This is a genomic window from Azospirillum sp. FG154, assembly GCF_057809575.1.
Genome location: NZ_JBMDKF010000003.1, coordinates 1 through 23,559, shown reverse-complemented (window position 1 = coordinate 23,559; position 23,559 = coordinate 1). Strand labels below are relative to the sequence as shown.

Genomic DNA, 23,559 nt, shown 5'->3' with positions numbered 1-23,559 from the left:
GCCATCAAGCCGCGAACCGGGCCGCATCCCTCAGGTCCAGGATAACCGCCTCCCGCGACCAGCGCATGAAATGCAGCGGCAGACGCCCCACCCCATCCTGCTGGTACAGGATCGCGGGCCGAGACTCCAACCGACGCCGCCCGGCCCCACGCCGTGACCAGAGCGGCGTGATTTCCGGATCCACAAGGCCAACCGTCCATTTCGGGTTCCACCGCTCCAACGCCACCAACCGAGCCACCGCGCCCAAACCATGAAACAGCCCCCGCCCGCGCCACGCCGGAGCCGTCCACCCGGCAACGATCCAGGCGACCACCCCCAACGTGTCCGCCGCCGCTTCCGACGCGCAGAAGCCCCATTCGTTCGCGGGCGCTTCGCCCGGATCGTGGAAGGCGGTCAGATCACCAACCCGCGCGCCGAAGCTGGAGGAGGAGCAATCCAGCCGGACAACGCCATGGGTGCCAATCACCTCACCACCCCCGTCCACAGTGGCGATCCAGAAGGCCGGGGCCGAGGCGGGCTTGGGAAGCAGCGGAAACCACCCGTCGCGATGGCGGGCGTTCAGCGCCACCAGATCACTCCAATCCTCCACCAGCGCCAGCGTTACCCCAGCGCCGCGCGCCGCCGCGCACAGGGCGTCACGAGCCGCCACCAAAGCGGAAGCGTGCGGCCTGGAGGTCAGGGGGATCGTGTCGATCAAATGGCGTTCGTCGGGCATCGGCGGGGCGCTCCATGGTTGTTGAAGCACCACGACGCCCAAGGGAACAAGCCTCGCCCAACGCACGAAAATGGAAGGGAGCGATCGGAGACACCGCAGCATTTACGGCCCGGAGTTGCCACACAAACCGGAATTTTCGATCAAGAACACTCAGCCTTCATCTTCATCGCCGTCCCCCTGAAATATTCGGCGAGACGCCTCCTCTTGCTCGCGAAGGCGTTCTATCTGGCGCTCCTCCTCTCGAATAATTTCATGCTGTACCCGGGGATCTAACGCCGAGAAAGCCTTTTTCTTCTGTTCATAAGAAAGTCGGTCATGCGCATCCATCAAATGCCTGGCTTTCTCTTCAAAATCTTCACTAAGCCGCTTCGATGTTGCTGTCGTTATCAGCAGCGAAGTGGCAGCCCTCGCTATGACATCCATTTCGGGATAGGCGAATCCTCGCTCAATCAGACGACGAATCGCTTCAGCGCGCGAGGGCAGATCGGGTTGTCGCCGTCTCCATTCATCGAGTTTGGCAACGCCTTCTTCTGACAGACGCATCTCGAATCGCTCAGTGAGCTTCTCTGCCACATTCGCCTCACATCTCTACGGCAGTTACGTAAGTCGGCTTGACGCCCTCCGTCAATGAGAGGCATAACCGTAAACGGTAATTACGTAACAAGTGGGATTGCCATGACAAAGCCCAGCAGCATTGAAGAGCCAAAACGGCAGGAGATGCGATTTCCTGCCGCGCTTCTTGTGGACGTGGATCGTTGGCGCGGCACACAGCCGGGCGTCCCGAACCGCTCCGAAGCAATCCGTCGTCTGGTTGCATCCGGCCTGAAGGCCGAAACACAGGAAAAGGAAACCGACCATGGGAACTAAAACCGCACGGGTTGCGCCACTGACCACAAGCCCGATCCCCGCCAACGACGACGTGATGCTGAAAGACAGTGAGGCCGCCACACTGCTGGGCGTCACAACCAAGACGTTGGCGAACTGGCGATGCCGTGGACGGGAAGACCTCCCGCTCTACTGCTTCGGGGGCCGTGCGATCCGATACCGCCGGGGTGATGTGATCACCTTCCGCGACAAGCACCGCCGAACAAGCACGAGCGATCCAGGCGGCTTCACTTGACCCTGCATCATGCGAATGACGGTGCGCCACGGTGGCGCATCGCGCCTGGATCGAAACCCAAGAACAGGCGGCCCGCAAATGAACGGCCAATTTCTGCCCGAAACCGGGATCATCGAGAATGTGGGCGATGCTGTCGTCACGCTCGATGTCGTGTGCGCCCACATCCTTGAGGCTGTGGAGCGCTTTAGAACCGGCAACCGCGCCGCCGGGGAAGCCCATTTGGCCGAAGCGCTGGATGAGTTGGAGGGCGCTCAAACCCTGATGACGTTGGATGGAAAAACATCATCACGCGGTTGGCCTGAACCTGCCTGACCGTCAGGTTTCAGTCTGCCGTTTCCCGGTGCGTTGGGGCGCGCTTCGATTCTCTCCCATGCTTTGCCGTGCTTTCATCAGCGAGGTTTTCAGCATGGTAGCCAACCCGAACACCACCCAAGCCGAGCGGGTTCTCACGATCCTGGAGTTTTGTGAGCGCGCCGCGATCAGCCGTCGGTTTTTCGACGTGCTGCGCCAGCGTGGCGAAGCTCCCCCAACAATCACCTTGGGCCGTAAGCGCGGCGTGCTGGAAACAACCTGCACCGCATGGCTGAGGTCGAGGGAAGCTTGACCAGAGCGACAGCGGAGCGCCCAGCATGAGCAAGAAACCCCAGTCCTACAAAAAGGCTGAAGTCAGCGGCCCGCCGGAGGGACAGGCGTTCGTCTGGGAGACCGCTGAATTTCTCAGTTCACCCGCGCATCGGGCCGCGTCGCTCTATTGCCGCCGCTTGCTCGATTTTCTGAAGGTTGAGCATCTTCGGCATGGCGGGCTGGAAAATGGCCGATTGCTGGCCCCATACAGCCAATTGATCGAATGGGGCATTCCCCGCCGCGCCATTTCCGAAACGATCAAGGAAGCGGAGGCTCTTGGCCTGATTGCGGTCGAGCGCGGGGGAAAGAGGAATCACGTCGAGAACAGCGAGAACCGATACCGGATTACATGGCTTGAATTCTCCGTCCAAACAGCGGTGCAACCCTACTGGAGCCGGGGCGGAAACGAGTGGCAACGTGTGACCGACGCCCAGGCTGAAGCCGTAAAAGCCAACCTGAAAGACAGCATGAAGGCCGCCCGCGATGGCCGGAAAGCGGGTGAGAAAAAATCAGCGTCTCGGTTCCCCCGTGGGAACCACCTCGGTTCCCCCGTGGGGAACGCCTCGGTTCCCCCGTGGGAACCGAGAAAATCCGAAATCCAGCAATTCCAATGGGGGGTCCTCGGTTCCCCCGTGGGAACTGCTTCTAAGATCTTGGCACCCACCGCCAACACGAACATCCCCGAACAACAGCAAGGGGACATCGAGGACTATCTCGCCCAGCGCCCCTTCATCGATCCCGACGATCTGCGGCGGGACCTGAAAAACCACCTGGAGAATGCGCCGCGCGGCTCCATGTCCCGGATCGCCGAGGCGGCGGGCACAACACCGGCGCGGCTCAGTCATTTCAAATCGGGCGGCGGTCTGGCCGAAAAAACGGCAACAGCGCTGCTGCGTGCGCTTTTGGAGGCGAAGGCAGCATGAACACGAGCAGCATCGGCTTGTCCCCACCCGCAGAAATCGATGAACCGTCCATCCCCCGCCGTCGGGGGCAACTGGTCATCGGCTGTTTCACCATGCGGAGGGCGCGCCCGAAGCCGCCCAGGCTCTACCGATCGCGCCGCACCCGGCCCGTGCAGTTGGACCTTTTCACCACCGCCCCCCAAACAGAGGCCCCGCCATGTCCGACCCCGACCTGATCGCCACAATCCCCAAAAGCCACCGCGAGGAAATTCGGGCGCGCATTGGGGAGTATCGCGGGCACCGCTTCGCCGATCTGCGGATCTTTGTGGACGCTGCGGGCGAACGTGCGCCGTTGGGGCGAGTTCCAACCAAAAAGGGCGTGGCGATTCCCTTCGCCGCATTGCCCGAGGTGATCGCAGCCCTTCGGAAAGCGCTCGCCATCGAAACCGCGCGTCAACGACTCCCCGCCAACCAGGACATCAAACCGGCCAGCGCCAGAAGAGGAAAAAAATGACGCACGAATCAGGCGGCCAGACAGACCACAGCGACCTCATCAAAGCCTTCACCACCATTGAAGAAATCACAGGAACTATCCGGGAAACATTGGGGCATTCCCGCCTTGCCGTGCTGGCGTCCGGCCCGGCCCCGCAACCGCCCGCCACGCACGATGCGCATTACTTCGCCTGGATCAAGGAACAGGCCAGCCGAGAAGCGGCGGCCCGCAACGCCGAGTCTCGCCGCGCGGAAGACCTCATCGACAGCATCCGTCGATACCACGAAGCGCTGTCAAACGGCGTGCACCCATTTCAGGACATCCTCAACGGAAAGGAGGAACCGTGATTTTGATCCATCCCATCGTTGTTGAAATGAGCCATGCCCACCGCGAAATGCGCCACGCCCTGCGAGAGGGCGCACGCCTGCTTCCCGAGGTCGAGCGTCTCCGAAGCGCCTATCTGAAAGCCCACGGTCAGCCCAACTCGGCTTCTCTGTTCGCAGCATGGGAGATCGCCCAAACCGCAGCGAACCAGAACGCAGAACGCCGCGCCCAGACGGAAGCGCGCCGTAACATGGCCGACGCCGCCTTTGATGCCCTCCCCATGTCCGTCCGCTGGGCATGGCTCGAAACCATCGGGACCGCATGACCCCTTGCGTAATAATATTTCGCCTGTGGCTTGGAGGAAAATTTGAGAGGGGAAGCCCCCAAGAGTTTTGTCGCACTCGTTTTTCCCTCCCCCCTCTCCTCCGGCGCGAAGCCCACCCCCCCTCTGTGTGGACAGGCGTGGGGCCGGGCGTGGGCGAGCGGACTGGGGTGGTTCGTGGCGCGGGCCGCCAAGGCGCCACCGGGCAAGGGGAGGCCAGCCTCCAGGGCGGCGTTGGTCGCGACCCTCGACCAAAGCGGGCAGAGCGGATCGGGCGCACTCATGCCGGTGCCGAGAACGATGACCGAAGGCACAGGTGGGGCATGGAAGGGCGACCAGCGGGCGCAAGCCTTCCTTGATCCAAGGCGCGTCACCGACGCAGGGGAGAGCGCCGCAACAGGTTGAAATGGCTGGCGGGATCGAGAGCGGCTTTGCGTCGGTGGCGCGGGCATGACGCAGCGGTGATGCAAAGGAACCGAGACACCGAGCAAGGCGCAAACCAAGGCAGCCCGCCCGCGTGCAGTCCTAGGCGATCAAGCCCGACGGATGCTGTATCGATTGCCGTATCGGCTGTTCGCCGTCGGAACCGAACCGCCCGATGAAAGCAAAGGCTCCGCTTGAAGGAACCGGGTTGCCGAATGCATCGGGCGCGCATCACCGGGTGTATCGGTTCCCCCGGATTGGGTTCCCCGTCGAAACGACGCGCACCACAGCAATCACTGCCCGGCAATCGCCCAAGCCAGCGGCCAAGGAAAACAGCACGGTCAGCAGGTCCGGGCCGCTGGTCAACAGGCCAAAAGGCACCGAAAGATTGCTATGTGATTGCTGGGGGAGTTGAACAGCCAGACGTTGGTCGCCTAAGCCTTTGATTGAATTGGTGATCCGGGTGGGATTCGAACCCACGGCCACATGATTAAAAGTCACGTGCTCTACCAACTGAGCTACCGGATCGAAACTCGGCTGAACAGAAAGCGCCGTGAAAAGAGCGCGTTCCGTTCAAGGTGGGCGCACCATAGGGAGACGCGCGGCGAAGGTCAAGCGTGGGTTTGAGGGGGACGTGCAAGAAAACGCCGTCCTCCCCACCCTGACCCAAAAATCGTTACGACAGCGTTTGCACCGGCTTCGGCCCGGCGTCGCTGTCCGCTTCCAAGGCGAAACGTTCGGCCAGACGTTCGGCCACGCGCGGCGATACGAAATGGCGGATGTCGCCGCCCAGACGCCCAATCTCCTTCACGAAGCGCGAGGAGATGAACTGGTGGCGTTCCGACGACATCAGGAAAATCGTTTCGACTTTCGGATTCAGCCGGGCGTTCATGCCCGCCATCTGGAACTCATACTCAAAGTCCGAGACGGCGCGCAGGCCACGGATGATGACGCTGGCGTTCATTTCGATGGCGAAATGCATCAGCAGCGTGTCGAAGGCGCGCACTTCGATGCTGGCGGCGGTGGTCAGGGCAGCCACATCCTCGCGCACCATCGCCACCCGCTCGTCGGTGGAGTAGAGCGGCCCCTTGCCGGCGTTGCGGGCGACGCCGACGATCAAATGATCCACCTGTCGCGACGCGCGCTGGATGATGTCCAGATGGCCGTTGGTGATCGGGTCGAAGGTGCCGGGATAGACCCCGATCCGGCCCTTGGCGCTGGTTTCGGACACGCTCGTCACCATGGAAGCACCTTTCTTCGCCCTTCCGTTACTCGGACGCGTCACCGGGAGTCCCGGCGGCGGCGTCATCGATCACGCCGTCCGCCGCGTCGGCGGCGTCGCCGTTTTCACCCTCGTCCTCGGCGATCGAGGCGACGGACACCACGCGCTCCTCCGCGCCGACGCGGAACAGGGTGACGCCCAGCGTCTTGCGGCCCGCCACCCGCACGTCGTGCAGCGGCATGCGGATCACCTGCCCGCCGTTCGTCACCATCATCACCTGATGGCTGGCCTCGACCGGGAAGGTGGCGACGATGGAGCCGTTGCGCTCGCCCATCTCCATGTTCCAGATGCCCTGGCCGCCACGGCCCGTCACCCGGTATTCATAGGAAGAGGTGCGCTTGCCGTAACCGCGATCCGACACGGTCAGGATGTATTGCTCCAGCCGCTTGAGGTCTTCGTAGCGTTCCGGCGTCAGCGTCACCGAATCGGCGGCGACCTCGTCGGCCTCGGGGGCGGCTTCGCCCTCCATCTCGACGCCTTCGTCGCGGCGCATCTTGAAGAAGGCGGCGCGTTCTTCCGCCGAGGCTTCGACATGGCGCAGCATCGACATCGAGACCACCTCGTCGCCGTCGCCCAGCTTGATGCCGCGCACGCCGGTGGAGGTGCGCCCGGCGAAGACGCGCACGTCGTCAACCTGGAAGCGGATGCATTTGCCGCCGCTGGTCGCCAGCAACACGTCGTCGCTTTCCTGGCAGGTGCGGACGGCGATCAGACGCTCGCCCTCCTCCTCCAGCTTCATGGCGATCAGGCCGTTGGAGCGGATGTTGGCGAAATCCGACATGCGGTTGCGGCGGACGTTGCCCTTCGACGTCGCGAAGACGACGTGCAGATCCGACCAGGCGGCCTCGTCCTCGGGCAAGGGCAGCACGGTGGTGATGGTTTCGCCGTCGATCAGCGGCAGCAGATTGACGAAGGCCTTGCCGCGCGCCTGCGGGTTGCCCAGCGGCAGGCGGTAGACCTTCAGCTTGTAGACCATGCCGCGAGTCGAGAAGAGCAGCAGCGGCGTGTGGGTGTTGGCGACGAACAGGTCGCTGACCGCGTCCTCCGCCTTCATCGACATGCCCGACCGGCCCTTGCCGCCGCGCTTCTGCGCCCGGTAGGTGGAGAGCGGGACGCGCTTCACATAGCCCGACTGGCTGACGGTGACGACCATGTCCTCGCGCTGGATCAGGTCTTCGATGTCGGCCTCGAACTCCAGCTCCTGGATTTCGGTGCGGCGCGGCGTGCCGAAGCGCTCCTTCATCTCCACCAGCTCGTCGCGCAGGATGCCCAGCAGCTTGACCCGGTTGGCCAGCGTTTCCAGGAAATCGGCGATCTGGTCGGTGACGTCCTTCAGCTCCGCCCCGATCTTGTCGCGCTCCAGCCCGGTCAGGCGATGCAGACGCAGATCCAGGATGGCGCGGGCCTGCTGGTCGGAAATGCGGTAGGTCCCCTGCGGGCTGACGCCCCGGCCCGGCTCGTCGATCAGCTCGATCAGCGGGCCGACGTCGTGCACCGGCCATTCGGTGTCCATGATCCGCTCGCGCGCCCAAACGGGATCGGGGGCGCTGCGGATCAGTTGGATCATCGCGTCGAGGTTGGCGACGGCGACGGCCAGACCGACCAAGGTGTGGGCGCGTTCGCGCGCCTTGCCCAACAGGAATTCGGTGCGGCGGGTGATGACCTGCTCGCGGAACTGGACGAAGGCCTCGATGATCTGCTTCAGATTCATCAATTCCGGGCGACCGCCGCGCAGCGCCAGCATGTTGACGCCGAAGGACGTCTGAAGCTGGGTGTGGCGGAACAGTTGGGCCAGGACGACTTCCGGCACCGCGTCGCGCTTCAGCTCGACCACCACGCGCACGCCGTCGCGGTCGGATTCGTCGCGCAGGTCGGAAATGCCCTCGATGATCTTGTCGTTGACCACCTCGCCGATGCGTTCCATCAGCTTGGACTTGTTGACCTGATAGGGAATCTCGGTGGCGACGATGGCGAAGCGGTCCTTGCGGATCTCTTCAATCTCGGTCTTGGCGCGCAGAATGACCGAGCCGCGCCCGGTTTGCAGGCCCGACCGGCTGCCCGACCGCCCGAGGATCAGGCCGCCCGTCGGGAAATCCGGACCGGGGACATGCTCCATCAGCTCGTCGAGCGTGATGTCGTTGTTGTCGATGTAGGCGCAGCAGGCGTCGATCACCTCGCCCAGATTGTGGGTCGGGATGTTGGTCGCCATGCCGACGGCGATGCCGCCCGCGCCATTGACCAGAATGTTGGGGAAGCGCGCCGGAACGACCGTCGGCTCGCGCCCGGAATCGTCGTAGCTCGCCTGGAAATCAATGGTGTCCTTGTCGATGTCGTCGAGCAGCGCCTCCGCCGACTTGGCCAGACGCGCTTCGGTGTAGCGCATCGCCGCCGGGGGATCGCCGTCCATCGACCCGAAATTGCCCTGCCCGTCGATCAGGGGCAGGCGCATGGAGAAATCCTGCGCCATGCGGACCATGGCGTCGTAAATCGCGCTGTCGCCGTGCGGGTGGTATTTACCCATCACGTCGCCGACGATGCGGGCGGACTTCTTATAGGGCTTGGTCGAGTCGTACCCGCCCTCTTTCATCGCGTAGAGGATTCGCCGGTGCACCGGCTTCAGCCCGTCGCGAACGTCGGGCAGAGCGCGGCTCACAATCACGCTCATCGCGTAATCGAGATACGACTTGCGCATCTCGTCTTCGATGTTGATCGGGGCGATGTCGGAGGCGGGAGAAAGGGGCGCGTTGCTCAAGCAGGACACTCATTCTTCGGTCGGCGTGCCGCCGCGACGCGGTCACGCTGGCCCTGCGGGCCGAAGGTTGCACCAGAAACATAGCATCTTTCGCACATGCACACAACGCGGGCCGCCGCCCGCCCCGTCGCGGACGGGTCAGCGGTGGCTGAGATGCGCGAAGCGCAGCGAAAGGACGCTGACCGATACCACACTGGCGATGAGAATTCCCTCGAAAAGACCACGCGCCCCCCGCTCCAGCCCGAAGACCAGCAGGGCCGACACCGGGATCATCACCACGGCGTAGGAAATAAAATGCAGCGCCGTCGGCATCCAGGCGTCATGCCGCCCGCGCAGGGCGTTCGACATCACCGTCTGGCCGCCGTCGGCCACCAAAATCCAGGCGCCGAAGGCGATCAGCGGGGCGACGCTGGCCAGCAATTCCGGGTCGGTGGTGTAGATGGAGCCGATCCGCTCCGGCAACGCGTAATACAGCACGCCAACCGCCGCCAGAATGGCGCTGGTCACGCCCAACCCGGTCCAGCCCGCCATCGCCATGTCGCGCTTGTCGCCCTGACCATAGGCGACGCCGACCCGCACCGCCGTGGCCGACCCCAGACCGACCGCCGCCATGAAGGGCAGCGCGATCAAATTCAGCCCGACGGTGTAGGATCCCAGCGCCAACGGCGACACCATCCCGGCGAACAGGCCGAGCGCGGCGAAGGCCCCGCTTTCCACCCCGATGCTCAACCCGGCGGCGTAGCCCAGATGGCGTTGCCGCCCGGCCCCCGACCACCAGTCGGCCACCGGAACGCGGACCTGCCAACGGGCGTGATCGCTCATCCACCAGGCGTAACCGACGAGACTCAGCCCCATCGCCCAGCGCACGATGGTCGTCGCCCAGGCCGAGCCGACGGCCCCCATGGCCGGAAAACCGCCATGCCCCCAGACCAGCGCCCAGGCCAGCAGCCCGTTCGCCAGATTGCCGAGAATCATCACGACCATGCCCGGCAGCGGGCGCTTGATGCCCTCCAGGAAAAAGCCGGTGGTGATGAACAGCATCATCCCCGGCGCGCCCAGCCCCAGCACCGCCAGCACCGCCGCCCCGCCCTGCGCCATCTCCTCCGTCTGGCCGCCCAGCCGGAACAGCGGCACGCCCAGCAGGGAAATCAAGGCGAAGATCACCCCCAGCAACAGGGCGTAGGGAATGGACCGCCGCCACGCCCGCCCACATTCGGCCTCGTTCCCCGCGCCCAGCGCGTGGGCGGCGATCATCACCGTGCCCATCAGCAAGCCGACTCCGGTGCCGACCATGATGTTGCCCGGCAGATGGGCCAACCCGTAAAAGGCCAACTCCTGCGCCGAATAGCGGGCGACGATGGCGGTGTCGACCGCCATCATCACCATCAGCCCGGCGCGCGAGACGATGACCGGGGCGGCCAGCCGCAACAGCTCCCCCACATGCGCGCGCAGGCGTTCGGCGGTGGACGGACGGGCGGAGGTCATGATCGGTCACGCAGGCTTGTGGTTCAAAAATGGGCAAAACGCCGCAAGGCTGGCCATTTTGAACGGCCTGACCAACAGGTCAAGGTTTGCACGCAAAACCACGGGGACGGTTGCGCCGGACGCATGGCGCGGGCTTGCGCCGAACCCATGGCGCGCCGATAGTCAGGCGACCACAGCCTTGCCGCGAAAGACGCCGCAGACGATGACCGACGACGCGCTCGACCTTCCCGGCGGATTCGCCCGCATCCGCCCCTGCCGCCATGGGCGGATGATGTACAACCCGAACGACGCCTATGTCGGGCGCTCGCTGGACGTCTATGGCGAGTATTCGGAGGCGGAGGCGTCGTTCCTGCGCTTTCTCGTCCGCCCCGGCGACATCGTGGTGGAGGCCGGGGCCAACATCGGCTCGCTGACCGTCGTTCTGGCCAAGGCGGTCGGGCCGGACGGCTGGGTGGTGGCCTATGAGCCGCAGCGGATCCCCTTTCAGATGTTGTGCGCCAACGCCCTGCTGGGCGGCTTCGCCAACATCGAAGCGCGCCCGACGGCGGCGGGCGCCGCGCCGGGCGGCATCGCCGTGCCGCAGCTCGATCCCACCCGGCCCAACAATTTTGGCGGGTTGAGCCTTCAGGGGAACGACGGGGCGCAAGGCTTGACGGTGGCGGTGGAGACCATCGACAGCCTCGCTTTGCCCCGCTGCCGTCTCATCAAGGCCGACGTCGAGGGGATGGAGGCCGACGTGCTGGACGGCGCGCGCGCGACCATCGCCCGCCACCGCCCCATGCTCTATCTGGAAAACGACCGGCGCGACCGCGCTCCGCTGTTGATCCGCCATGTGCGGGCGCTGGGCTATCGCCTGTGGTGGCACACGCCGGTCTATTTCAATCCAGGCAATTTTCGCGGCGCGACCGAGAACGTCTTTCCCGGCGAGGGGGCGTTCAACATGTTCTGCGCCCCTCAGGAGCTGGCGATCACCATCTCCGTGCCGGAAATCCTGTCGGATGATTCGTGGCCGACGCCCTGACGGTCACGACGCAGAGACGTCAGCGCCCGGAAGCGCGTCGCCATCACGCCCCCGCATCGTCATCCAATGGCTGGCCTTGCCAACAGACCTCGCAATTCGCCGCCAGAACCGCCGCCGCCCGATCCAGATCCCCGGCGCGCACCAGCACATAGTGCGACGCGGCGGTGGACATGGCGAAAATGGCGATTTGCGCCTGGGCCAAGGGCGCGGCGATGGCCGCCAGCACCCCGAACAGGGCGGAATCGCCCGCCCCGTCCACGCTCGCGGCGTCAACCCGGAAGGCCCGCCACCCGCGATCCGCCGCCACCGTCGCCGGAATCCGCGCCTCAGGGCACAAAATCGACAGGGCTTCGCCGGTGCGGGTGGCGCCGACCAACGGATCGCTCCAGTCCAGCCACGCGGGCAGGCCAGCGCCCGGCGGCAGTTGCGCCACCGCCAGACGATCCTCCAGCACGGTCAGGCTCAGCCCGGTCGGCTCGCGGACCAGCGCCGCCGTCAAAATCGCCTCGTCCACCTCGAAGGGTTTCAGGATGCGGCGGGCGCGGGCGGCCAGCGACGGCACGCCCGACCGCATGGCCCGGCCCAGCATGTCCGCCGCCGTCGCCCGCAAATCGGCGTCGCGTGCGGCCAGATCGACCACGGCCTGAAGCGCGCTGCTGCGCACGATGCGGCTCGGGCTGGTCTCGAACCAGTCGGACAGCCGACGCAGGGCGCGGCGGCGCTGGTCGTCGTTCAAGGTCAGGCGCGGCAGGATCTGAACGAGACGCCAGCGCAACTCCACCTGGTCGATGGCCGCCGCCTCGGTCAACAGCCGCTCGCCATAGGGATCGAGCCACGCGCCATGGCCGCGCGACAGACGTTCCAGGGCGTCCGCCGCGCGCATCCGCACGGTGGCGTCGCGGCTGAACAGGCAGGCGACCAGATCGGGCAGCGCGCCGGGGTTGGCGGCGATCTCGGCGGCGACCGACGCCGCGTCGCCCTCCCCCCGGTGATCGCCCCGCGCCAGCCGCCTCGCCAGATCGCCCGCCCCGAGATCGCCCGCCCTGAGATCGCCCGCTCTGGAATCACCAGCGCGGGACAGCGCGTCCATCATCGCCGCCCCGGAATGTGGCGGCCAAAGCGCGACCCCGCCTTCAGCGCGGTTGGGCGCGGCGGCGGCGGGGGTGGCGGCGGGGGCGGAACGTCGGCGCGCGGAACCCCGCCGCCCGTCGCCATCTCCGCCATGTCCTTCACCAGCTTTTGCACGCTGCGCACGCGGGATTGGGGATCGGGCCATTCCCGGCTGTAGACCAGCTTGTGGTCGGGCCGCAGCTTCATCAGCGTCAAATGCTGGGCGATGTAGGTCAGCAGCTTGGCCGGTTCGGCGTAGCTGTTGCCGTGGAAGGTCAGCACCAGCCCCTTCGGCCCGGCGTCCACCCGTTCGACGTTCGCCTGTTTGCAGAAACGCTTGATGGTGACGACGTCCAGCAGATTGTCCACCTCCTCCGGCAGCTTGCCGAAGCGGTCGATCAGTTCGGCGGCGAAGCCGTCCACCTCCGCCCGGTCCACCAGATCGGCGATGCGGCGGTAGAGCGACAGCCGCACGGTCAGATCGGGGACGTAGCTTTCCGGAATCAACACCGGGGTGCCGAGGTTGATTTGCGGCACCCACTCCATCGCGGCGGCGGCGGCGACCGCCCCCTCCTGCATCGCGGCGCGGGCGTGGGCGACGGCCTCCTCCAGCATCTGCTGGTAGAGTTCCACGCCGACCTCGCGCACCTGGCCCGATTGCTCCTCGCCCAGCAGATTGCCGGCGCCGCGAATGTCCATGTCGTGGCTGGCCAGTTGGAAACCGGCGCCCAGGCTGTCGAGAGTCTCGATCACATGCAGCCGCTGCTGCGCCGTGGAATTCAGCGGCTTGTTCGCCGCGTAGGTCAGATAGGCGTAACCGCGCTTCTTCGACCGGCCGACGCGGCCCCGGATCTGGTAAAGCTGGGCCAAGCCGAACAGATCGGCGCGGTGGACGATCAGGGTGTTGGCGTTGGGAATGTCCAGGCCGCTTTCAATGATGTTGGTGGCGAGCAGCACCTCGAACTTGCCTTCGTCGAAGGCGGTCATCACGTCTTCCAGCTCGGTCGCCGCCATCTGGCCGTGGGCGGTGACGATCTTGACCTCCGGCACCAGCGTCCGCACCCGTTCGGCCACCGTCGCCAAATCCTCGATGCGCGGGCAGACGTAGAAGGATTGGCCGCCCCGGTAATGCTCGCGCAGAATCGCCTCGCGGATCACCACCGGGTCGTAGGGCAGCACGAAGGTGCGCACGGCCAGACGATCCACCGGCGGGGTGGCGATCAACGACAGCTCGCGCACGCCCGACAGCGCCATTTGCAGGGTGCGCGGAATCGGCGTGGCGGTCAGCGTCAGCACATGCACGTCGGCGCGCAGTTCCTTCAACCGCTCCTTCTGCTTCACGCCGAAATGCTGCTCCTCATCGACGATGACCATGCCCAGCCGCTTGAACTCCAACCCCTTGGCGAGCAGGGCGTGGGTGCCGACGACGATGTCGGCCACGCCCTCGGCCAGTTCTTTTTTCGCCAGGGTCTGTTCGCGCGCCGTGACCATGCGGGACAGTTGGACGATGCGCACCGGCAGACCGGCGAAGCGGGCGGCGAAGGTCTTGAAATGCTGGCGGGCCAACAGCGTCGTCGGCACCACCACCGCCACCTGCTGGCCGCTCATCGCCACCATGAAGGCGGCGCGCAAGGCCACTTCGGTCTTGCCGAAACCGACGTCGCCGCAGACCAGCCGGTCCATCGGACGACCGCTGGCCAGATCGCCGAAGATGTCCTCGATGGCCTTCAACTGGTCGTCGGTTTCGGGATAGGGGAAGCGGGCGGCGAACTCCTGATAGACGCCCTCCGGGGTCAGCACCGGATCGGCCTTTTTCAGCATCCGTTCGGCGGCGATCTTCAGCAGGGCCTCGGCCATGTCCTTCAGCCGCTTCTTGACCCGCGCCTTGCGGCCCTGCCACCCAGCGCCGCCCAGCTTGTCCAACTGGACGTTGGCGTCTTCGGAGCCGTAGCGCGAGAGAACCTCGATGTTCTCCACCGGCACATAGAGCTTGTCGCCGCCCTCATAGATCAGGCGCAAGCAGTCGTGCGGCGCGCCCGTGACCTCCAGCGTCTCCAACCCGTCGTAACGCCCGATGCCATGATCCATGTGGACGACGATGTCGCCCTCATGCAGCGCCGAATGTTCGGCGATGAAGTTGGCGGCCTTGCGCTTTTTCTTGACCGGGCGGACCAGACGGTCGCCCAGAATGTCCTGTTCAGTGATGACCGCCAGATCGGGGGAGACGAAGCCATGCTCCATCCCCAGCACGATCACGCCGATGACGCCGCGATCAAAGGCGCGGACGTCGGCCATGCTGTTGGCCGGCTCCAGACCGGGAATGCCGTGGTCGGCCAGCACGCCGGACAGACGGTCGCTCGACCCCGCCGAATAACCGGCGATCAGCACCCGCCGCCCGTCGGCCCGCAACGCCCGGATGTGGTCCTTCACCGCGTCGAAGACGTTGACGTCGGGGCGGTTGCGCTCCTCGGCGAAATCATGGCCGCGCTTGCCGCCCGCGTCGGAGGTTCCCTTGACGCCCGGCGGCACGGCGAAGGGCTGCAACTGCGCCACCGCCCGTTCGCCCAGCAGCGCGTCCCAGCCCAGCGCGTCGAGAAACAGCGCGGCGACGGGAATCGGCTTGTAGACCGGCGCCCCCGCCCGCTTTTCAATCGACATCATGCTGTCGCGGGAGTTGTGGAAATCGGCGATCTGGGCGATGCGTTCGTCGCGCGATTCCACCGCCTGATGGTCGAGCGAGACGATGCCGCGCGGCAGATAATCGAACAGAGTGTCCAGGCTGTGATGGAACAGCGGCAGCCAATGCTCCATCCCGCCATAGGAGCGGCCCGCCGAAATCGCCTCGTACAACGGATCGTCGCCGGTGACGGCCCCGAACAGCTCGCGGTAGCCGGAACGGAAACGGGCGATCCCCGCCTCGTCGAGGAAGACCTCCGACATCGGCTTCAACTCGACCCGGTCGCGCTTTTCGATGGTGCGCTGGCTCATCGGGTCGAAGGCGCGCACGCCTTCCAGCTCGTCGCCGAACAAATCGAGGCGCAGCGGCTCGTCGGCGCCGGGCGGGAACAGGTCGATGATGCCGCCGCGAACGGCGAATTCGCCCGGCTCGCGCACCGTCTGGGCGCGGGTGTAGCCGTTGCCGGTCAGATAGCGTTGCAGCTTTTCCAGATCGATCCGGTCGCGCAGCGTCGCCGTGAACACCGCGTCCTTGAAGGCCGAACGCGGCGGCAGCTTTTGCAACACGGCGTTGACCGTGGTCAGCACCACCAGCGGCTTCCAGCCTTCCTTGGGCGGCGTTCCCTGGCGGGCCAGCAGGCGGGTCAGCGTGTCGATGCGCTTGGCGACGATGCCGCCGTTGGGCGACACCCGGTCATAGGGCAGGCAATCCCAAGCCGGGAAGGTCAGCACCTCCAGCCCCGGCGCGAAGAAGGCCAGCGCCTCCGTCAGCAAAGCCGCGCGGGCGTCGTCAAGCGCCACATGGAGCAGCCCGTAAGACCCCGCCTTTTTGGCGAGTTCGGCGAGGATGCGGGCGTCCTGCCCTTCCGGCGCGCCGCCGATCAGAAGACGGGCGGCGCGGCCGGGCTGGAGATCGAAACTGACCAAGGGAGAAGCCTCAACAAACGCGAATAAGGACCGGATCGGCGCGTTCGCGCGCGTCAGGAGCCTTGGCGCGGGGTGTAGCGGAAGGCGATCAGCAGCTTCATGATGTCGTTGTCATGCTCGACCGGCACCGGCTCGCGCCCCGACATCCAATTGTAGAGATCGGGATCGCTCAACTCCAACAGCGCTTCGTAACGGTCGAGCATCGGGGTGTCGAAACCGCCGACATGGGCGTCGGCGAAGCTGCCGATCAGCAAATCCATCTCCCGCATCCCGCGATGCCAGGACCGGAAACGCAGCCGCTTGCGGCGGTCTTCAACAGCGCTCTCGGCGGCGTCCGCCATGGCTTGGGCTTGCTCGGTCATTCTGTCTCAACATCAAAAGCCCCGCCGCCGCCCACGGCGTCGACCGAAGGCGCGAAAGGGGGAACCATTCAGGAACCCCATCCTGCACGGGCCGCGTCGGCGATGCAACCGCTTGCGCGCGGCCAAGCCCCAGGCTTGACCCGGCGGGCGGCGCGCCCCACATGGAACGCTCAGCCCGGCGGGGACGACCCCGCACGCCAAACGGGATCGCCAAAACGCGCGGGGACGGCCCTGCCTTCCAAGACAGACGGAGGCGCCGTCATGGCGTGGGTCGCCTTGTTCTTCGCCGGATTGTTTGAAATCGGCTGGGCCGTCGGCCTGAAACACACCGAAGGTTTTTCCAAACTCTGGCCAAGCCTGTGGACGGGCGCGGCGATGCTCGCCAGCGTGGCGCTGCTGGGCTACGCCGTGAAAAGCCTGCCGCTCGGCACGGCCTACGCGGTGTGGACGGGGATCGGCACGGTCGGCACGGCGGCCTTGGGGATGATTCTGTTCGGCGAACCGGCGGGGGCCGCGCGGCTGTTGTGCGTCGCGGCCATCGCCGGGGGAATCGTCGGGCTGAAGCTGTTGCCGGGCTGACGGTCGCCGGGCTGGCGCGCCCGGCGTCCGCCTTACGGGGCCTCGACCACCTCGAAATCATGGGTGATCGTCGCCGTCTGCCCCAGCATGATGGAGGCGGAGCAGTATTTTTCCGCCGACAGGGCGATGGCCCGCTCCACCTTGGCCGGGTCCAGCCCGCGCCCGGTCACGGTGAAGCGCATGTGGATCTTGGTGAAGACCTTCGGGTCGGTCTCGGCCCGTTCGGCCTCAATGCTGGCGACGCAATCGGTGATCGCCTGACGGCCCTTTTCCAGGATCATCACCACGTCGAAGCAACTGCACCCGCCCATGCCGATCAGCAGCATTTCCATGGGGCGGACGCCCATGTTGCGCCCACCGGATTCCGGGGCGCCGTCCATCACCACGGCATGGCCGCTGCCGGATTCGCCGACGAACATCTTGCCGTCCACCCAGGTGACACGCGCCTTCATGATCCACATTCTCCCAAAAAATCGGCCCAACAATCGGTTGACGGGCTTCGTCGCCCGTCCAGGCGACGACACTAAGCGGATCGGCGGCGATCAGGCAACGCTTTGCCCTTGCCGCGCCGCAGCGGGTGGCGATAATGCCGACAGAGTCCGGTCGCCCGCCCCGACCGACCAACCATCCGTTCCCGGAGGTGCGATGATGCGCCGCTTTCTGACCACCGCCATTGCCCTGCCGCTCGCCGTCGCCGGAACCCTGACCGTCGGCGCCGCCCAAGCGCAGGAGATCCCGACCTTCACCGAACAGGCCGTCATCTCCTGCCTCAGCGGGGCCACCGTCAGCGGGCTGACCAGCGGGTTGATTTTGATGCCCTTGGTCAACAGCGGAGTCGCCACCTCCATCGCCGTGTCGGCGGTCGCCGCGTCGGCCACCGTCGGCTGCGGGGCGGGCGTCGCTTACATCGCCGCCTACGCCGGCTACAGTTGGGCCTGGCACGGCATGGGCGACAAGACCACGCCCCAACCCACGAATCCGACGCCCGCCACAACCGTGAAGGGGTTGATCCATGCCGCATGGTGACGATCACGGCCACGATTGCGGCCACGGCCACGATCACGACGGCCACGACGCCCACGCCAGCCACAACCACGCCAAGCCGCATGGCGGCCACTCGCACGGTGGCCATTCGCATGGCGGCTTGGGCGGCGGCCATCACCACGGCCCGATCTCTTACGACCGTTCTTTCGCGTTGGGCGCGGCGCTGAACATCGGCTTTGTTCTGGTCGAGACGGCCTATGGCCTGATGGCCAACTCCACCGCGCTGTTGGCCGACGCCGGGCACAATCTGGGCGACGTCATGGGGTTGTTGATCGCCTGGGCGGCGGTGTGGATGGGGCGGCGGGCGCCGAGCGGGCGTTACACCTACGGGCTGGGCAACGCCTCGATCCTCGCCTCGCTGCTCAACGCGATGATCCTGTTGATCGGGGTCGGCGCCATCACCCTGGAATCCGTCAACCGCCTGAGCGCGCCGGAGCCGGTGGCCGAAACCACGGTGATGATCGTCGCCGGAATCGGCATCGCCATCAACGGTTTCACCGCGATGCTGTTCATGGGCGGACGCCACCAGGACATCAACATCAAGGGCGCCTATCTGCACATGGCCGCCGACGCGGCGGTGTCGCTGGGCGTGGTGATCGCCGCCGCCTTGATCGGCCTGACCGGCTGGCAATGGCTGGATCCGGCGACCAGTCTGGTCATCGCCGCCGTCATCACCGTGGGCACCTGGGGCCTGCTGCGCGATTCGACCCGGCTGGCGCTGGCCGCCGTGCCGGATGGGGTCGATCAACCTTCGGTCGAGCGTTACCTCGCCGCTCTGCCGGGCGTGACCGCCGTGCACGACCTGCACATCTGGCCGATCAGCACCACCGAAACCGCCCTGACCGCCCATCTGGTCCGCCCCGGCGGCGAGCCGGACGACAGCCTGCTCGACAACGTCGCCAAGACGCTGAAGGAACGCTTCGGCATCGGCCACGCCACCGTTCAGGTGGAGCGCGACGGCGCTTTCTGCCGCCTGGCCCCGCCCAACGTGGTGTGAGGGGCGATAGGGCGTGAGGGTCGATAGAATTCTGTCGATGGCCGTCCGCAGGCGGGCTATGTAGGGGGATGACGACAACCGCCCCCTCCCCCGCCGATCTTCTGGAACTTTTCCTTGTGACCGCCCCCGGTCTGGAACCCGCCCTGTTGGCGGAGGCCCAAGCCAAGGGCTTCGCCAACGCGGTCGCCATCAAGGGCGGCGTCACCGTCACCGGCGGCTGGCCGGAGGTGTGGCGGGCCAATCTGGAACTGCGCGGCGCCACCCGCGTGCTCGCCCGCATCGCCTCCTTCCGCGCCCTGCATCTGGCCCAGCTCGACAAGCGGGCGCGCCGCGTGGCCTGGGGCGACACGCTGCGCGCCGACGTTCCGGTGCGGGTGGAGGCCTCCTGCAAGGCGTCGCGCATCTACCACGCCGGGGCGGCGACCCAGCGGATCGAGCGGGCCATCGCCGAGACTCTCGGCGCGCCGATCTCCGCCGAGGCGGACATCTGCGTCAAGGTGCGGATCGACGATGATCTCTGCACCATCAGCCTCGACACGTCGGGTGACTCCCTGCACAAGCGCGGCCACAAGGACGCCGTCCACAAGGCCCCGATGCGGGAAACGCTGGCCGCCCAACTGTTGCGCTTGAGCGGTTACGACGGGCGGGAACCTGTGGTCGATCCCATGTGCGGGTCGGGCACCTTCGTCATCGAAGCGGCGGAAATCGCCGCCGGTCTCAATCCCGGTCGGACCCGCAGCTTCGCCTTTGAACGCTTCGCCAGCTTCGACCCGGCGGTGTGGGAGCGGATGCGCGCCGCCGCCCCCGCCATTCCCCCGACCCAGCGTTTTTACGGCAGCGACCGCGACGGCGGCGCCATCGCCATGAGCCGCGCCAACGCCGAAAAGGCCGGGGTGGCCGACTGGGTTCAGTTCGACCAGCACGCCGTCAGCGATCTGCCCCGCCCGGATGGCCCGCCGGGTCTGGTCATCGTCAACCCGCCCTATGGCGCGCGCATCGGCGACCCCAAGGCGCTGTTCCCGCTGTATCAAGCGCTGGGCCGCACCCTGCTGGCCCGTTTCGGCGACTGGCGCGTGGCGGTGGTGACGAGCGACGCCGCGCTCGCCCGCGCCACCGGCCTGCCCTTCGCCCCCACCCCCTTGAGCTTCACCAACGGCGGCCTGCGCGTGGCGCTCCACACCACGGGGGCGCTGCCGATTGAGGCGACGGCAATCGACGTGGGAGAGCCGGAAGCCACCCCCGAAGACGTGGCTTAACGTTTAAACGCCTAAATGCCGCTCCGACGGCGCCCCGCTCGCCTCAGCAAGCGTCGGCGCTCTTGCCATCGTCGGCGCCGTTCATAGGTGGGAAAGAGGGATGAAAGCAGAGAGGAAGTCCGAATGAACGTCGTCGAAACCGACCGACTGATTTTGAGAAATTTCAGGTCGGGTGACGCCGCCGATCTGTTTGCATACCTGCGCCAACCCAGGCCGAGTTGTTTTGCTTCTCTCAGGTTGGCCGATCTTGACGCTGCTCAAGCGGAAGCTGAGGCGCGCGGCGGCAGCGATGAGCATATTGCCGTGTGTTTGAAAAACTCCGACAGGTTGATCGGCGACCTGTTCTGGATGCATGAGCCTCCCGACACCTATTCGGTTGGATGGAATTTCAACGCGGATTTCGGCGGCGCCGGTTACGCGTCCGAAGCCGCGCGGGCGTTCTTCGACAGCTTGTTTACGGTGAAGCTCGCCCGGCGCCTCTACGCGTATGTGGAGGAAGACAACATCGCTTCGCAACGCTTGTGCGAAAGATTGGGAATGAGAAGGGAGGGGTTGTTCCGAGAGTTCATATCCTTCGTGACCGATGACGACGGCGCCCCACGATTCGAGAACACGATGCAATACGCGATCCTGCGGAAAGAATGGATGTGACGCTGGTCCCAATTTTGCCAAGGGCAGAGTTCGGTCGGCGGCTGGCGCGTGGCGGTGGTGACGAGCGACGCCGCTCTCGCCCGCGCCACCGGCCTGCCCTTCGCCCCCACCCCCTTGAGCTTCACCAACGGCGGCCTGCGCGTGGCGCTCCACACCACGGGGGCTTTGCCGACAGACTTGCCGATTGAGGCGGCGGTTGGTGAGGCGCCCCCGCCGGACATCTCAACCGAGCGGGTGACGCCCTAAACAGGCAGGCGGCGGCGCGCCTCATAGGCTTTCGCCGCCAGTTGCGGCGCGGGCGCGTGACCGATCAACAGCACCGCGTGATGACGGCCCGACCAGAAGGCGAGCCTCAGCCCCTGCCGCTCCTCCTGCCGCAGGTCGCCCGAAACCCCGTCCCGCCGCAGAATGCACAGAGCCAGCGGACCCGTTTGCGGATCAAGGTGGGTGATCTGGGCCAAAGCGCGCCCATCATAGGCAAGAGGAAGCGCCCAGCGAAATTCAGCCCCGGCGACGGCGACGGATTCAGGCGTCAACGAAAGGCCAAGCTGTTGGTTTATGACGTCAAGCTGCGCCGTCTGGGTTTGATGGTCTGGCGCGTCCCCGGCGAAGGTCGCCGGTGTGTAGAGCGCCATATATTGCGCGACCACCTCTCGCCAGCGCCACTCATCCTCTCCGGCGTCGGACAGCGCCAGCCACAGGCGATCCGCCAACACGCCAACGGTCACAGACGCCGCCAACGCGCCAAACAAACGACGGCGCGGCAGGGCTTGCGTGGAACGCGCCGTCGGCGTCGGGGCGAGGCCGTCCAACATCCGCCGCAGATCGGCCTCGGGCGCGGCGTCGAGCAACGGTTCAAAACCCTCCCGAAACGGAAGGGTCGCGCGGGACAGAAACGCGACCCGCGCGGCGACGGTCGGATCGCGCGCCGCCAGTTCCCTGAGACGGGCCGATTCCCCGGCGCCGACCTCGCCGTCAAGGAAGGCCGTCAATTCCTCGTCGGACGGGGTGTTGGTTTCCTCAGTCATGGCGCGCGCCCCTCATCCATCGCCGACGCAAGTTTGACGCGCGCGGCGGCAAGCCGACTCATCACCGTTCCAATCGGCACATCGAGAATGGCCGCCACCTCGCGGTATGACAGGCCTTCCACATAGGCCAGAAACACGGCGGCCCGCTGCGCTTCCGGCAACTCGTTGACCCGACGCAACACCTGATTCGCCATCACGCGAGTCTCGGCCTCACGCGCGCCGTCAAATGTCAGATTCGTCTCAGCGTCGACAATCCCCAGGCCAGCGCGAACGCGCCGCGCCCGGACTTCGTTCAACCAGATCGAGTTGAGAATCGAGAACAGCCAATGGCTCAGATCGGAGCCGGTTTGAAACTGCGCGTGACGTTCCAGCGCCCGCAGGCAGGTTTGCTGAACCAGATCATTGGCCACGTCGCGTTGCCGCGACAGGACGAACCCATAACGCCAAAGCCGCGCCAAATTGGCGGACAAACCATGCCGGACCACGGCTTCGCTGGCTATCGCGCCGCCTCCTTGAATTGGCGCCCTGCCGTGCGCCGTTGATCGCGACCAATCAACGCCGGACGACGCATCATGAAAGATCGCCATAATCCCGTTCATCCCAAGACCTGCCAAGGACAAAGGGACGGCGCGACCACCGCGCCGCCCCTTTCCTGTCAGCTTTTGGACGTGCCGTTGATCGCTTCGCTCAAATCCTGGTATTCCTCGCAGGCGACGCCGCAAATCGACTGAATCGCCGCAAGCTGCTCGCGCGCCAAATCCAAACGTCCCTTGATGACGTAAGCCTCGCCCAGATACTCGCGGACTTTCGCATAGGTTGGGGCGGAGGCGACAGAGCGCAGATAATACGAGATCCCCTCATCCGTCCGACCCAACTTGCGCGTGGCGTAGCCGCGATAGTTCAGCACAACCGGGTCATTCTGATTTTTGGCGAGGTCGAGGACCGAAAGCGCCTCCGCGTAGCGGTCGGCCTTGGCCAGGGAATAGGCGTAATCGGCAAGATTGTCGTCGGTCAGATTGGCCCCGCTCTGCTTGACGCAGGCGCCAACCTTCTTGTCATACACCTCGCCCGCCTTGCACACCGGGGTGGTGTCGCCGCCCATGGCGAAGGCCGAACCGGACGACAAGGCCCCGGCGGCAAGGCCACCAATGAGCATCACAGCAAAAAGAGCGGACTTGGCGGTCATAAAAGATCTCCTGGCGGCTGTTGGAAAGCGATGCGTGCGGAGAACACCCAAGCCCCAGGATTTATTCGGCCCTCGTCAAATTTTTCCAAAGCGCCCCGCAACCGCTGAAACGCCTTGCATTCCTGCATGGCATCGCAAAATTCAGGGCAGACTGGACGCGCCAAGCCAACCAGCTTCAGCGTCCAGACGATCAATCAATTTGGATTTTTGGTTTCACTGAAAACATGGCGTCCCCGACGGGATTCGAACCCGTGTCGCCGCCGTGAAAGGGCGGTGTCCT

General features: G+C 65.7%; 27 protein-coding genes and 1 tRNA gene. 15 read left to right on the top strand and 13 right to left on the bottom strand.

What is annotated here, in order from left to right; translation table 11 throughout:
- Positions 1-4: 4 nt before the first annotated feature.
- Both ACODS4_RS04260 and ACODS4_RS04255 read right to left on the bottom strand, forming a co-directional pair.
- Complete coding sequence (locus ACODS4_RS04260; protein WP_488861055.1) at positions 5-715, bottom strand: hypothetical protein; 711 nt, start codon at positions 713-715, stop codon at positions 5-7.
- Between the two features lie 150 nt (positions 716-865).
- Positions 866-1,288: a hypothetical protein gene (locus ACODS4_RS04255; protein WP_488861053.1), complete on the bottom strand. Its 423-nt coding sequence runs from the start codon at positions 1,286-1,288 to the stop codon at positions 866-868.
- Positions 1,289-1,390: 102 nt separating this feature from the next.
- On the opposite strand from ACODS4_RS04255, the gene ACODS4_RS04250 reads away from it, so the two are divergent.
- The 8 genes from ACODS4_RS04250 to ACODS4_RS04215 all read left to right on the top strand — a co-directional run bounded on the left by ACODS4_RS04250 (position 1,391) and on the right by ACODS4_RS04215 (position 4,503).
- Positions 1,391-1,582 carry a hypothetical protein gene (locus ACODS4_RS04250; RefSeq protein ID WP_488861051.1) on the top strand — a complete coding sequence of 64 codons (192 nt, stop codon included), beginning with the start codon at positions 1,391-1,393 and terminating at the stop codon, positions 1,580-1,582.
- The gene (locus ACODS4_RS04245) at positions 1,572-1,835 is read left to right on the top strand and encodes a helix-turn-helix domain-containing protein (RefSeq protein WP_488861049.1); all 264 of its coding nucleotides are present in this window, start codon (positions 1,572-1,574) and stop codon (positions 1,833-1,835) included. The genes ACODS4_RS04250 and ACODS4_RS04245 overlap by 11 nt, the downstream gene beginning before the upstream one ends.
- 9 nt (positions 1,836-1,844) lie before the next feature.
- Complete coding sequence (locus tag ACODS4_RS04240; protein ID WP_488861047.1) at positions 1,845-2,147, top strand: hypothetical protein; 303 nt, start codon at positions 1,845-1,847, stop codon at positions 2,145-2,147.
- The gene (locus tag ACODS4_RS04235) at positions 2,107-2,439 is read left to right on the top strand and encodes a helix-turn-helix transcriptional regulator (RefSeq protein WP_488861045.1); all 333 of its coding nucleotides are present in this window, start codon (positions 2,107-2,109) and stop codon (positions 2,437-2,439) included. Before ACODS4_RS04240 ends, ACODS4_RS04235 begins: the two co-directional genes overlap by 41 nt.
- A gap of 25 nt (positions 2,440-2,464) precedes the next feature.
- Positions 2,465-3,382, top strand: coding sequence for a hypothetical protein (locus tag ACODS4_RS04230; RefSeq protein ID WP_488861043.1), 918 nt, complete (start codon positions 2,465-2,467; stop codon positions 3,380-3,382).
- A gap of 196 nt (positions 3,383-3,578) precedes the next feature.
- A complete protein-coding gene (locus tag ACODS4_RS04225) occupies positions 3,579-3,875 on the top strand; it encodes a transcriptional coactivator p15/PC4 family protein (RefSeq protein WP_488861041.1) in 297 nt (98 codons plus the stop codon).
- The gene (locus tag ACODS4_RS04220) at positions 3,872-4,201 is read left to right on the top strand and encodes a hypothetical protein (RefSeq protein ID WP_488861039.1); all 330 of its coding nucleotides are present in this window, start codon (positions 3,872-3,874) and stop codon (positions 4,199-4,201) included. Before ACODS4_RS04225 ends, ACODS4_RS04220 begins: the two co-directional genes overlap by 4 nt.
- Positions 4,198-4,503, top strand: a complete 306-nt coding sequence (locus ACODS4_RS04215) for a hypothetical protein (RefSeq protein ID WP_488861037.1) — start codon at positions 4,198-4,200, stop codon at positions 4,501-4,503. The genes ACODS4_RS04220 and ACODS4_RS04215 overlap by 4 nt, the downstream gene beginning before the upstream one ends.
- Before the next feature lie 872 nt (positions 4,504-5,375).
- Here the strand turns inward: ACODS4_RS04215 and ACODS4_RS04210 are convergent.
- The 4 genes from ACODS4_RS04210 to ACODS4_RS04195 form a co-directional block, all read right to left on the bottom strand.
- Positions 5,376-5,451, bottom strand: a tRNA-Lys gene (locus ACODS4_RS04210).
- A 148-nt stretch (positions 5,452-5,599) separates the two neighbouring features.
- The gene (gene coaD, locus ACODS4_RS04205; protein WP_488861035.1) at positions 5,600-6,166 is read right to left on the bottom strand and encodes a pantetheine-phosphate adenylyltransferase; all 567 of its coding nucleotides are present in this window, start codon (positions 6,164-6,166) and stop codon (positions 5,600-5,602) included.
- 25 nt (positions 6,167-6,191) lie between these two features.
- A complete protein-coding gene (gene gyrA, locus ACODS4_RS04200; protein WP_488861033.1) occupies positions 6,192-8,957 on the bottom strand; it encodes a DNA gyrase subunit A in 2,766 nt (921 codons plus the stop codon).
- A 138-nt stretch (positions 8,958-9,095) separates the two neighbouring features.
- Positions 9,096-10,442 (bottom strand): MATE family efflux transporter, encoded by a 1,347-nt coding sequence (locus ACODS4_RS04195; RefSeq protein ID WP_488861031.1) that lies wholly within the window; start codon positions 10,440-10,442, stop codon positions 9,096-9,098.
- 202 nt (positions 10,443-10,644) lie between these two features.
- On the opposite strand from ACODS4_RS04195, the gene ACODS4_RS04190 reads away from it, so the two are divergent.
- Entirely contained in the window at positions 10,645-11,463 is an 819-nt protein-coding gene (locus ACODS4_RS04190; RefSeq protein WP_488861029.1) for an FkbM family methyltransferase, read from the top strand.
- Positions 11,464-11,506: 43 nt separating this feature from the next.
- Here ACODS4_RS04190 and ACODS4_RS04185 read toward each other — a convergent pair whose 3' ends face one another.
- From ACODS4_RS04185 to ACODS4_RS04175, 3 genes are read right to left on the bottom strand one after another with little or no spacing between them, the layout of a single operon-like run.
- Positions 11,507-12,556, bottom strand: a complete 1,050-nt coding sequence (locus tag ACODS4_RS04185; RefSeq protein ID WP_488861027.1) for an ACT domain-containing protein — start codon at positions 12,554-12,556, stop codon at positions 11,507-11,509.
- Positions 12,553-16,176 (bottom strand): transcription-repair coupling factor, encoded by a 3,624-nt coding sequence (gene mfd, locus ACODS4_RS04180; protein ID WP_488861025.1) that lies wholly within the window; start codon positions 16,174-16,176, stop codon positions 12,553-12,555. Before mfd ends, ACODS4_RS04185 begins: the two co-directional genes overlap by 4 nt.
- Before the next feature lie 53 nt (positions 16,177-16,229).
- Positions 16,230-16,538: an FAD assembly factor SdhE gene (locus ACODS4_RS04175; RefSeq protein ID WP_488861023.1), complete on the bottom strand. Its 309-nt coding sequence runs from the start codon at positions 16,536-16,538 to the stop codon at positions 16,230-16,232.
- Between the two features lie 261 nt (positions 16,539-16,799).
- Here ACODS4_RS04175 and sugE point away from each other — a divergent pair, with 261 nt between their 5' ends.
- Complete coding sequence (gene sugE, locus ACODS4_RS04170) at positions 16,800-17,117, top strand: quaternary ammonium compound efflux SMR transporter SugE (RefSeq protein WP_488861021.1); 318 nt, start codon at positions 16,800-16,802, stop codon at positions 17,115-17,117.
- Between the two features lie 32 nt (positions 17,118-17,149).
- On the opposite strand, the gene ACODS4_RS04165 is transcribed toward sugE, so the two are convergent.
- Positions 17,150-17,569 (bottom strand): OsmC family protein, encoded by a 420-nt coding sequence (locus tag ACODS4_RS04165; RefSeq protein WP_488861019.1) that lies wholly within the window; start codon positions 17,567-17,569, stop codon positions 17,150-17,152.
- A 193-nt stretch (positions 17,570-17,762) separates the two neighbouring features.
- On the opposite strand from ACODS4_RS04165, the gene ACODS4_RS04160 reads away from it, so the two are divergent.
- From ACODS4_RS04160 to ACODS4_RS04140, 5 genes are all read left to right on the top strand, one after another.
- Positions 17,763-18,143, top strand: a complete 381-nt coding sequence (locus ACODS4_RS04160; protein WP_488861017.1) for a hypothetical protein — start codon at positions 17,763-17,765, stop codon at positions 18,141-18,143.
- Entirely contained in the window at positions 18,130-19,158 is a 1,029-nt protein-coding gene (locus tag ACODS4_RS04155) for a cation diffusion facilitator family transporter (protein WP_488861015.1), read from the top strand. Before ACODS4_RS04160 ends, ACODS4_RS04155 begins: the two co-directional genes overlap by 14 nt.
- Positions 19,159-19,226: 68 nt before the next feature.
- Positions 19,227-20,414 carry a THUMP domain-containing class I SAM-dependent RNA methyltransferase gene (locus tag ACODS4_RS04150; protein ID WP_488861013.1) on the top strand — a complete coding sequence of 396 codons (1,188 nt, stop codon included), beginning with the start codon at positions 19,227-19,229 and terminating at the stop codon, positions 20,412-20,414.
- A 123-nt stretch (positions 20,415-20,537) separates the two neighbouring features.
- Positions 20,538-21,065: a GNAT family N-acetyltransferase gene (locus tag ACODS4_RS04145; RefSeq protein ID WP_488861011.1), complete on the top strand. Its 528-nt coding sequence runs from the start codon at positions 20,538-20,540 to the stop codon at positions 21,063-21,065.
- 48 nt (positions 21,066-21,113) lie between these two features.
- Entirely contained in the window at positions 21,114-21,311 is a 198-nt protein-coding gene (locus tag ACODS4_RS04140) for a hypothetical protein (protein WP_488861009.1), read from the top strand.
- Here the strand turns inward: ACODS4_RS04140 and ACODS4_RS04135 are convergent.
- The 3 genes from ACODS4_RS04135 to ACODS4_RS04125 are packed head-to-tail and all read right to left on the bottom strand — an operon-like array spanning position 21,308 to position 23,279.
- The gene (locus tag ACODS4_RS04135) at positions 21,308-22,093 is read right to left on the bottom strand and encodes an anti-sigma factor (RefSeq protein WP_488861007.1); all 786 of its coding nucleotides are present in this window, start codon (positions 22,091-22,093) and stop codon (positions 21,308-21,310) included. The two genes, ACODS4_RS04140 and ACODS4_RS04135, sit on opposite strands and share 4 nt — an antisense overlap.
- Positions 22,090-22,815, bottom strand: a complete 726-nt coding sequence (locus tag ACODS4_RS04130; RefSeq protein ID WP_488861005.1) for an RNA polymerase sigma factor — start codon at positions 22,813-22,815, stop codon at positions 22,090-22,092. The genes ACODS4_RS04135 and ACODS4_RS04130 overlap by 4 nt, the downstream gene beginning before the upstream one ends.
- Positions 22,749-23,279, bottom strand: coding sequence for a tetratricopeptide repeat protein (locus ACODS4_RS04125; RefSeq protein ID WP_488861004.1), 531 nt, complete (start codon positions 23,277-23,279; stop codon positions 22,749-22,751). The genes ACODS4_RS04130 and ACODS4_RS04125 overlap by 67 nt, the downstream gene beginning before the upstream one ends.
- Positions 23,280-23,559: the final 280 nt, after the last annotated feature.

What these genes read in the sequence shown, in the direction of transcription:
- ACODS4_RS04235 (WP_488861045.1), top strand. Translation starts at nt 2,107, where the DNA reads ATGGAAAAACATCATCACGCGGTTGGCCTGAACCTGCCTGACCGTCAG.
- ACODS4_RS04175 (WP_488861023.1), bottom strand. Translation starts at nt 16,538, where the DNA reads ATGACCGAGCAAGCCCAAGCCATGGCGGACGCCGCCGAGAGCGCTGTT.
- ACODS4_RS04145 (WP_488861011.1), top strand. Translation starts at nt 20,538, where the DNA reads ATGAACGTCGTCGAAACCGACCGACTGATTTTGAGAAATTTCAGGTCG.
- ACODS4_RS04135 (WP_488861007.1), bottom strand. Translation starts at nt 22,093, where the DNA reads ATGACTGAGGAAACCAACACCCCGTCCGACGAGGAATTGACGGCCTTC.
- ACODS4_RS04225 (WP_488861041.1), top strand. Translation starts at nt 3,579, where the DNA reads ATGTCCGACCCCGACCTGATCGCCACAATCCCCAAAAGCCACCGCGAG.
- ACODS4_RS04150 (WP_488861013.1), top strand. Translation starts at nt 19,227, where the DNA reads ATGACGACAACCGCCCCCTCCCCCGCCGATCTTCTGGAACTTTTCCTT.
- ACODS4_RS04125 (WP_488861004.1), bottom strand. Translation starts at nt 23,279, where the DNA reads ATGACCGCCAAGTCCGCTCTTTTTGCTGTGATGCTCATTGGTGGCCTT.
- ACODS4_RS04160 (WP_488861017.1), top strand. Translation starts at nt 17,763, where the DNA reads ATGATGCGCCGCTTTCTGACCACCGCCATTGCCCTGCCGCTCGCCGTC.
- sugE (WP_488861021.1), top strand. Translation starts at nt 16,800, where the DNA reads ATGGCGTGGGTCGCCTTGTTCTTCGCCGGATTGTTTGAAATCGGCTGG.
- ACODS4_RS04250 (WP_488861051.1), top strand. Translation starts at nt 1,391, where the DNA reads ATGACAAAGCCCAGCAGCATTGAAGAGCCAAAACGGCAGGAGATGCGA.
- ACODS4_RS04260 (WP_488861055.1), bottom strand. Translation starts at nt 715, where the DNA reads ATGCCCGACGAACGCCATTTGATCGACACGATCCCCCTGACCTCCAGG.
- ACODS4_RS04245 (WP_488861049.1), top strand. Translation starts at nt 1,572, where the DNA reads ATGGGAACTAAAACCGCACGGGTTGCGCCACTGACCACAAGCCCGATC.
- ACODS4_RS04165 (WP_488861019.1), bottom strand. Translation starts at nt 17,569, where the DNA reads ATGAAGGCGCGTGTCACCTGGGTGGACGGCAAGATGTTCGTCGGCGAA.
- ACODS4_RS04185 (WP_488861027.1), bottom strand. Translation starts at nt 12,556, where the DNA reads ATGATGGACGCGCTGTCCCGCGCTGGTGATTCCAGAGCGGGCGATCTC.
- ACODS4_RS04240 (WP_488861047.1), top strand. Translation starts at nt 1,845, where the DNA reads ATGCGAATGACGGTGCGCCACGGTGGCGCATCGCGCCTGGATCGAAAC.
- ACODS4_RS04155 (WP_488861015.1), top strand. Translation starts at nt 18,130, where the DNA reads ATGCCGCATGGTGACGATCACGGCCACGATTGCGGCCACGGCCACGAT.
- ACODS4_RS04190 (WP_488861029.1), top strand. Translation starts at nt 10,645, where the DNA reads ATGACCGACGACGCGCTCGACCTTCCCGGCGGATTCGCCCGCATCCGC.
- ACODS4_RS04230 (WP_488861043.1), top strand. Translation starts at nt 2,465, where the DNA reads ATGAGCAAGAAACCCCAGTCCTACAAAAAGGCTGAAGTCAGCGGCCCG.
- ACODS4_RS04220 (WP_488861039.1), top strand. Translation starts at nt 3,872, where the DNA reads ATGACGCACGAATCAGGCGGCCAGACAGACCACAGCGACCTCATCAAA.
- ACODS4_RS04195 (WP_488861031.1), bottom strand. Translation starts at nt 10,442, where the DNA reads ATGACCTCCGCCCGTCCGTCCACCGCCGAACGCCTGCGCGCGCATGTG.
- coaD (WP_488861035.1), bottom strand. Translation starts at nt 6,166, where the DNA reads ATGGTGACGAGCGTGTCCGAAACCAGCGCCAAGGGCCGGATCGGGGTC.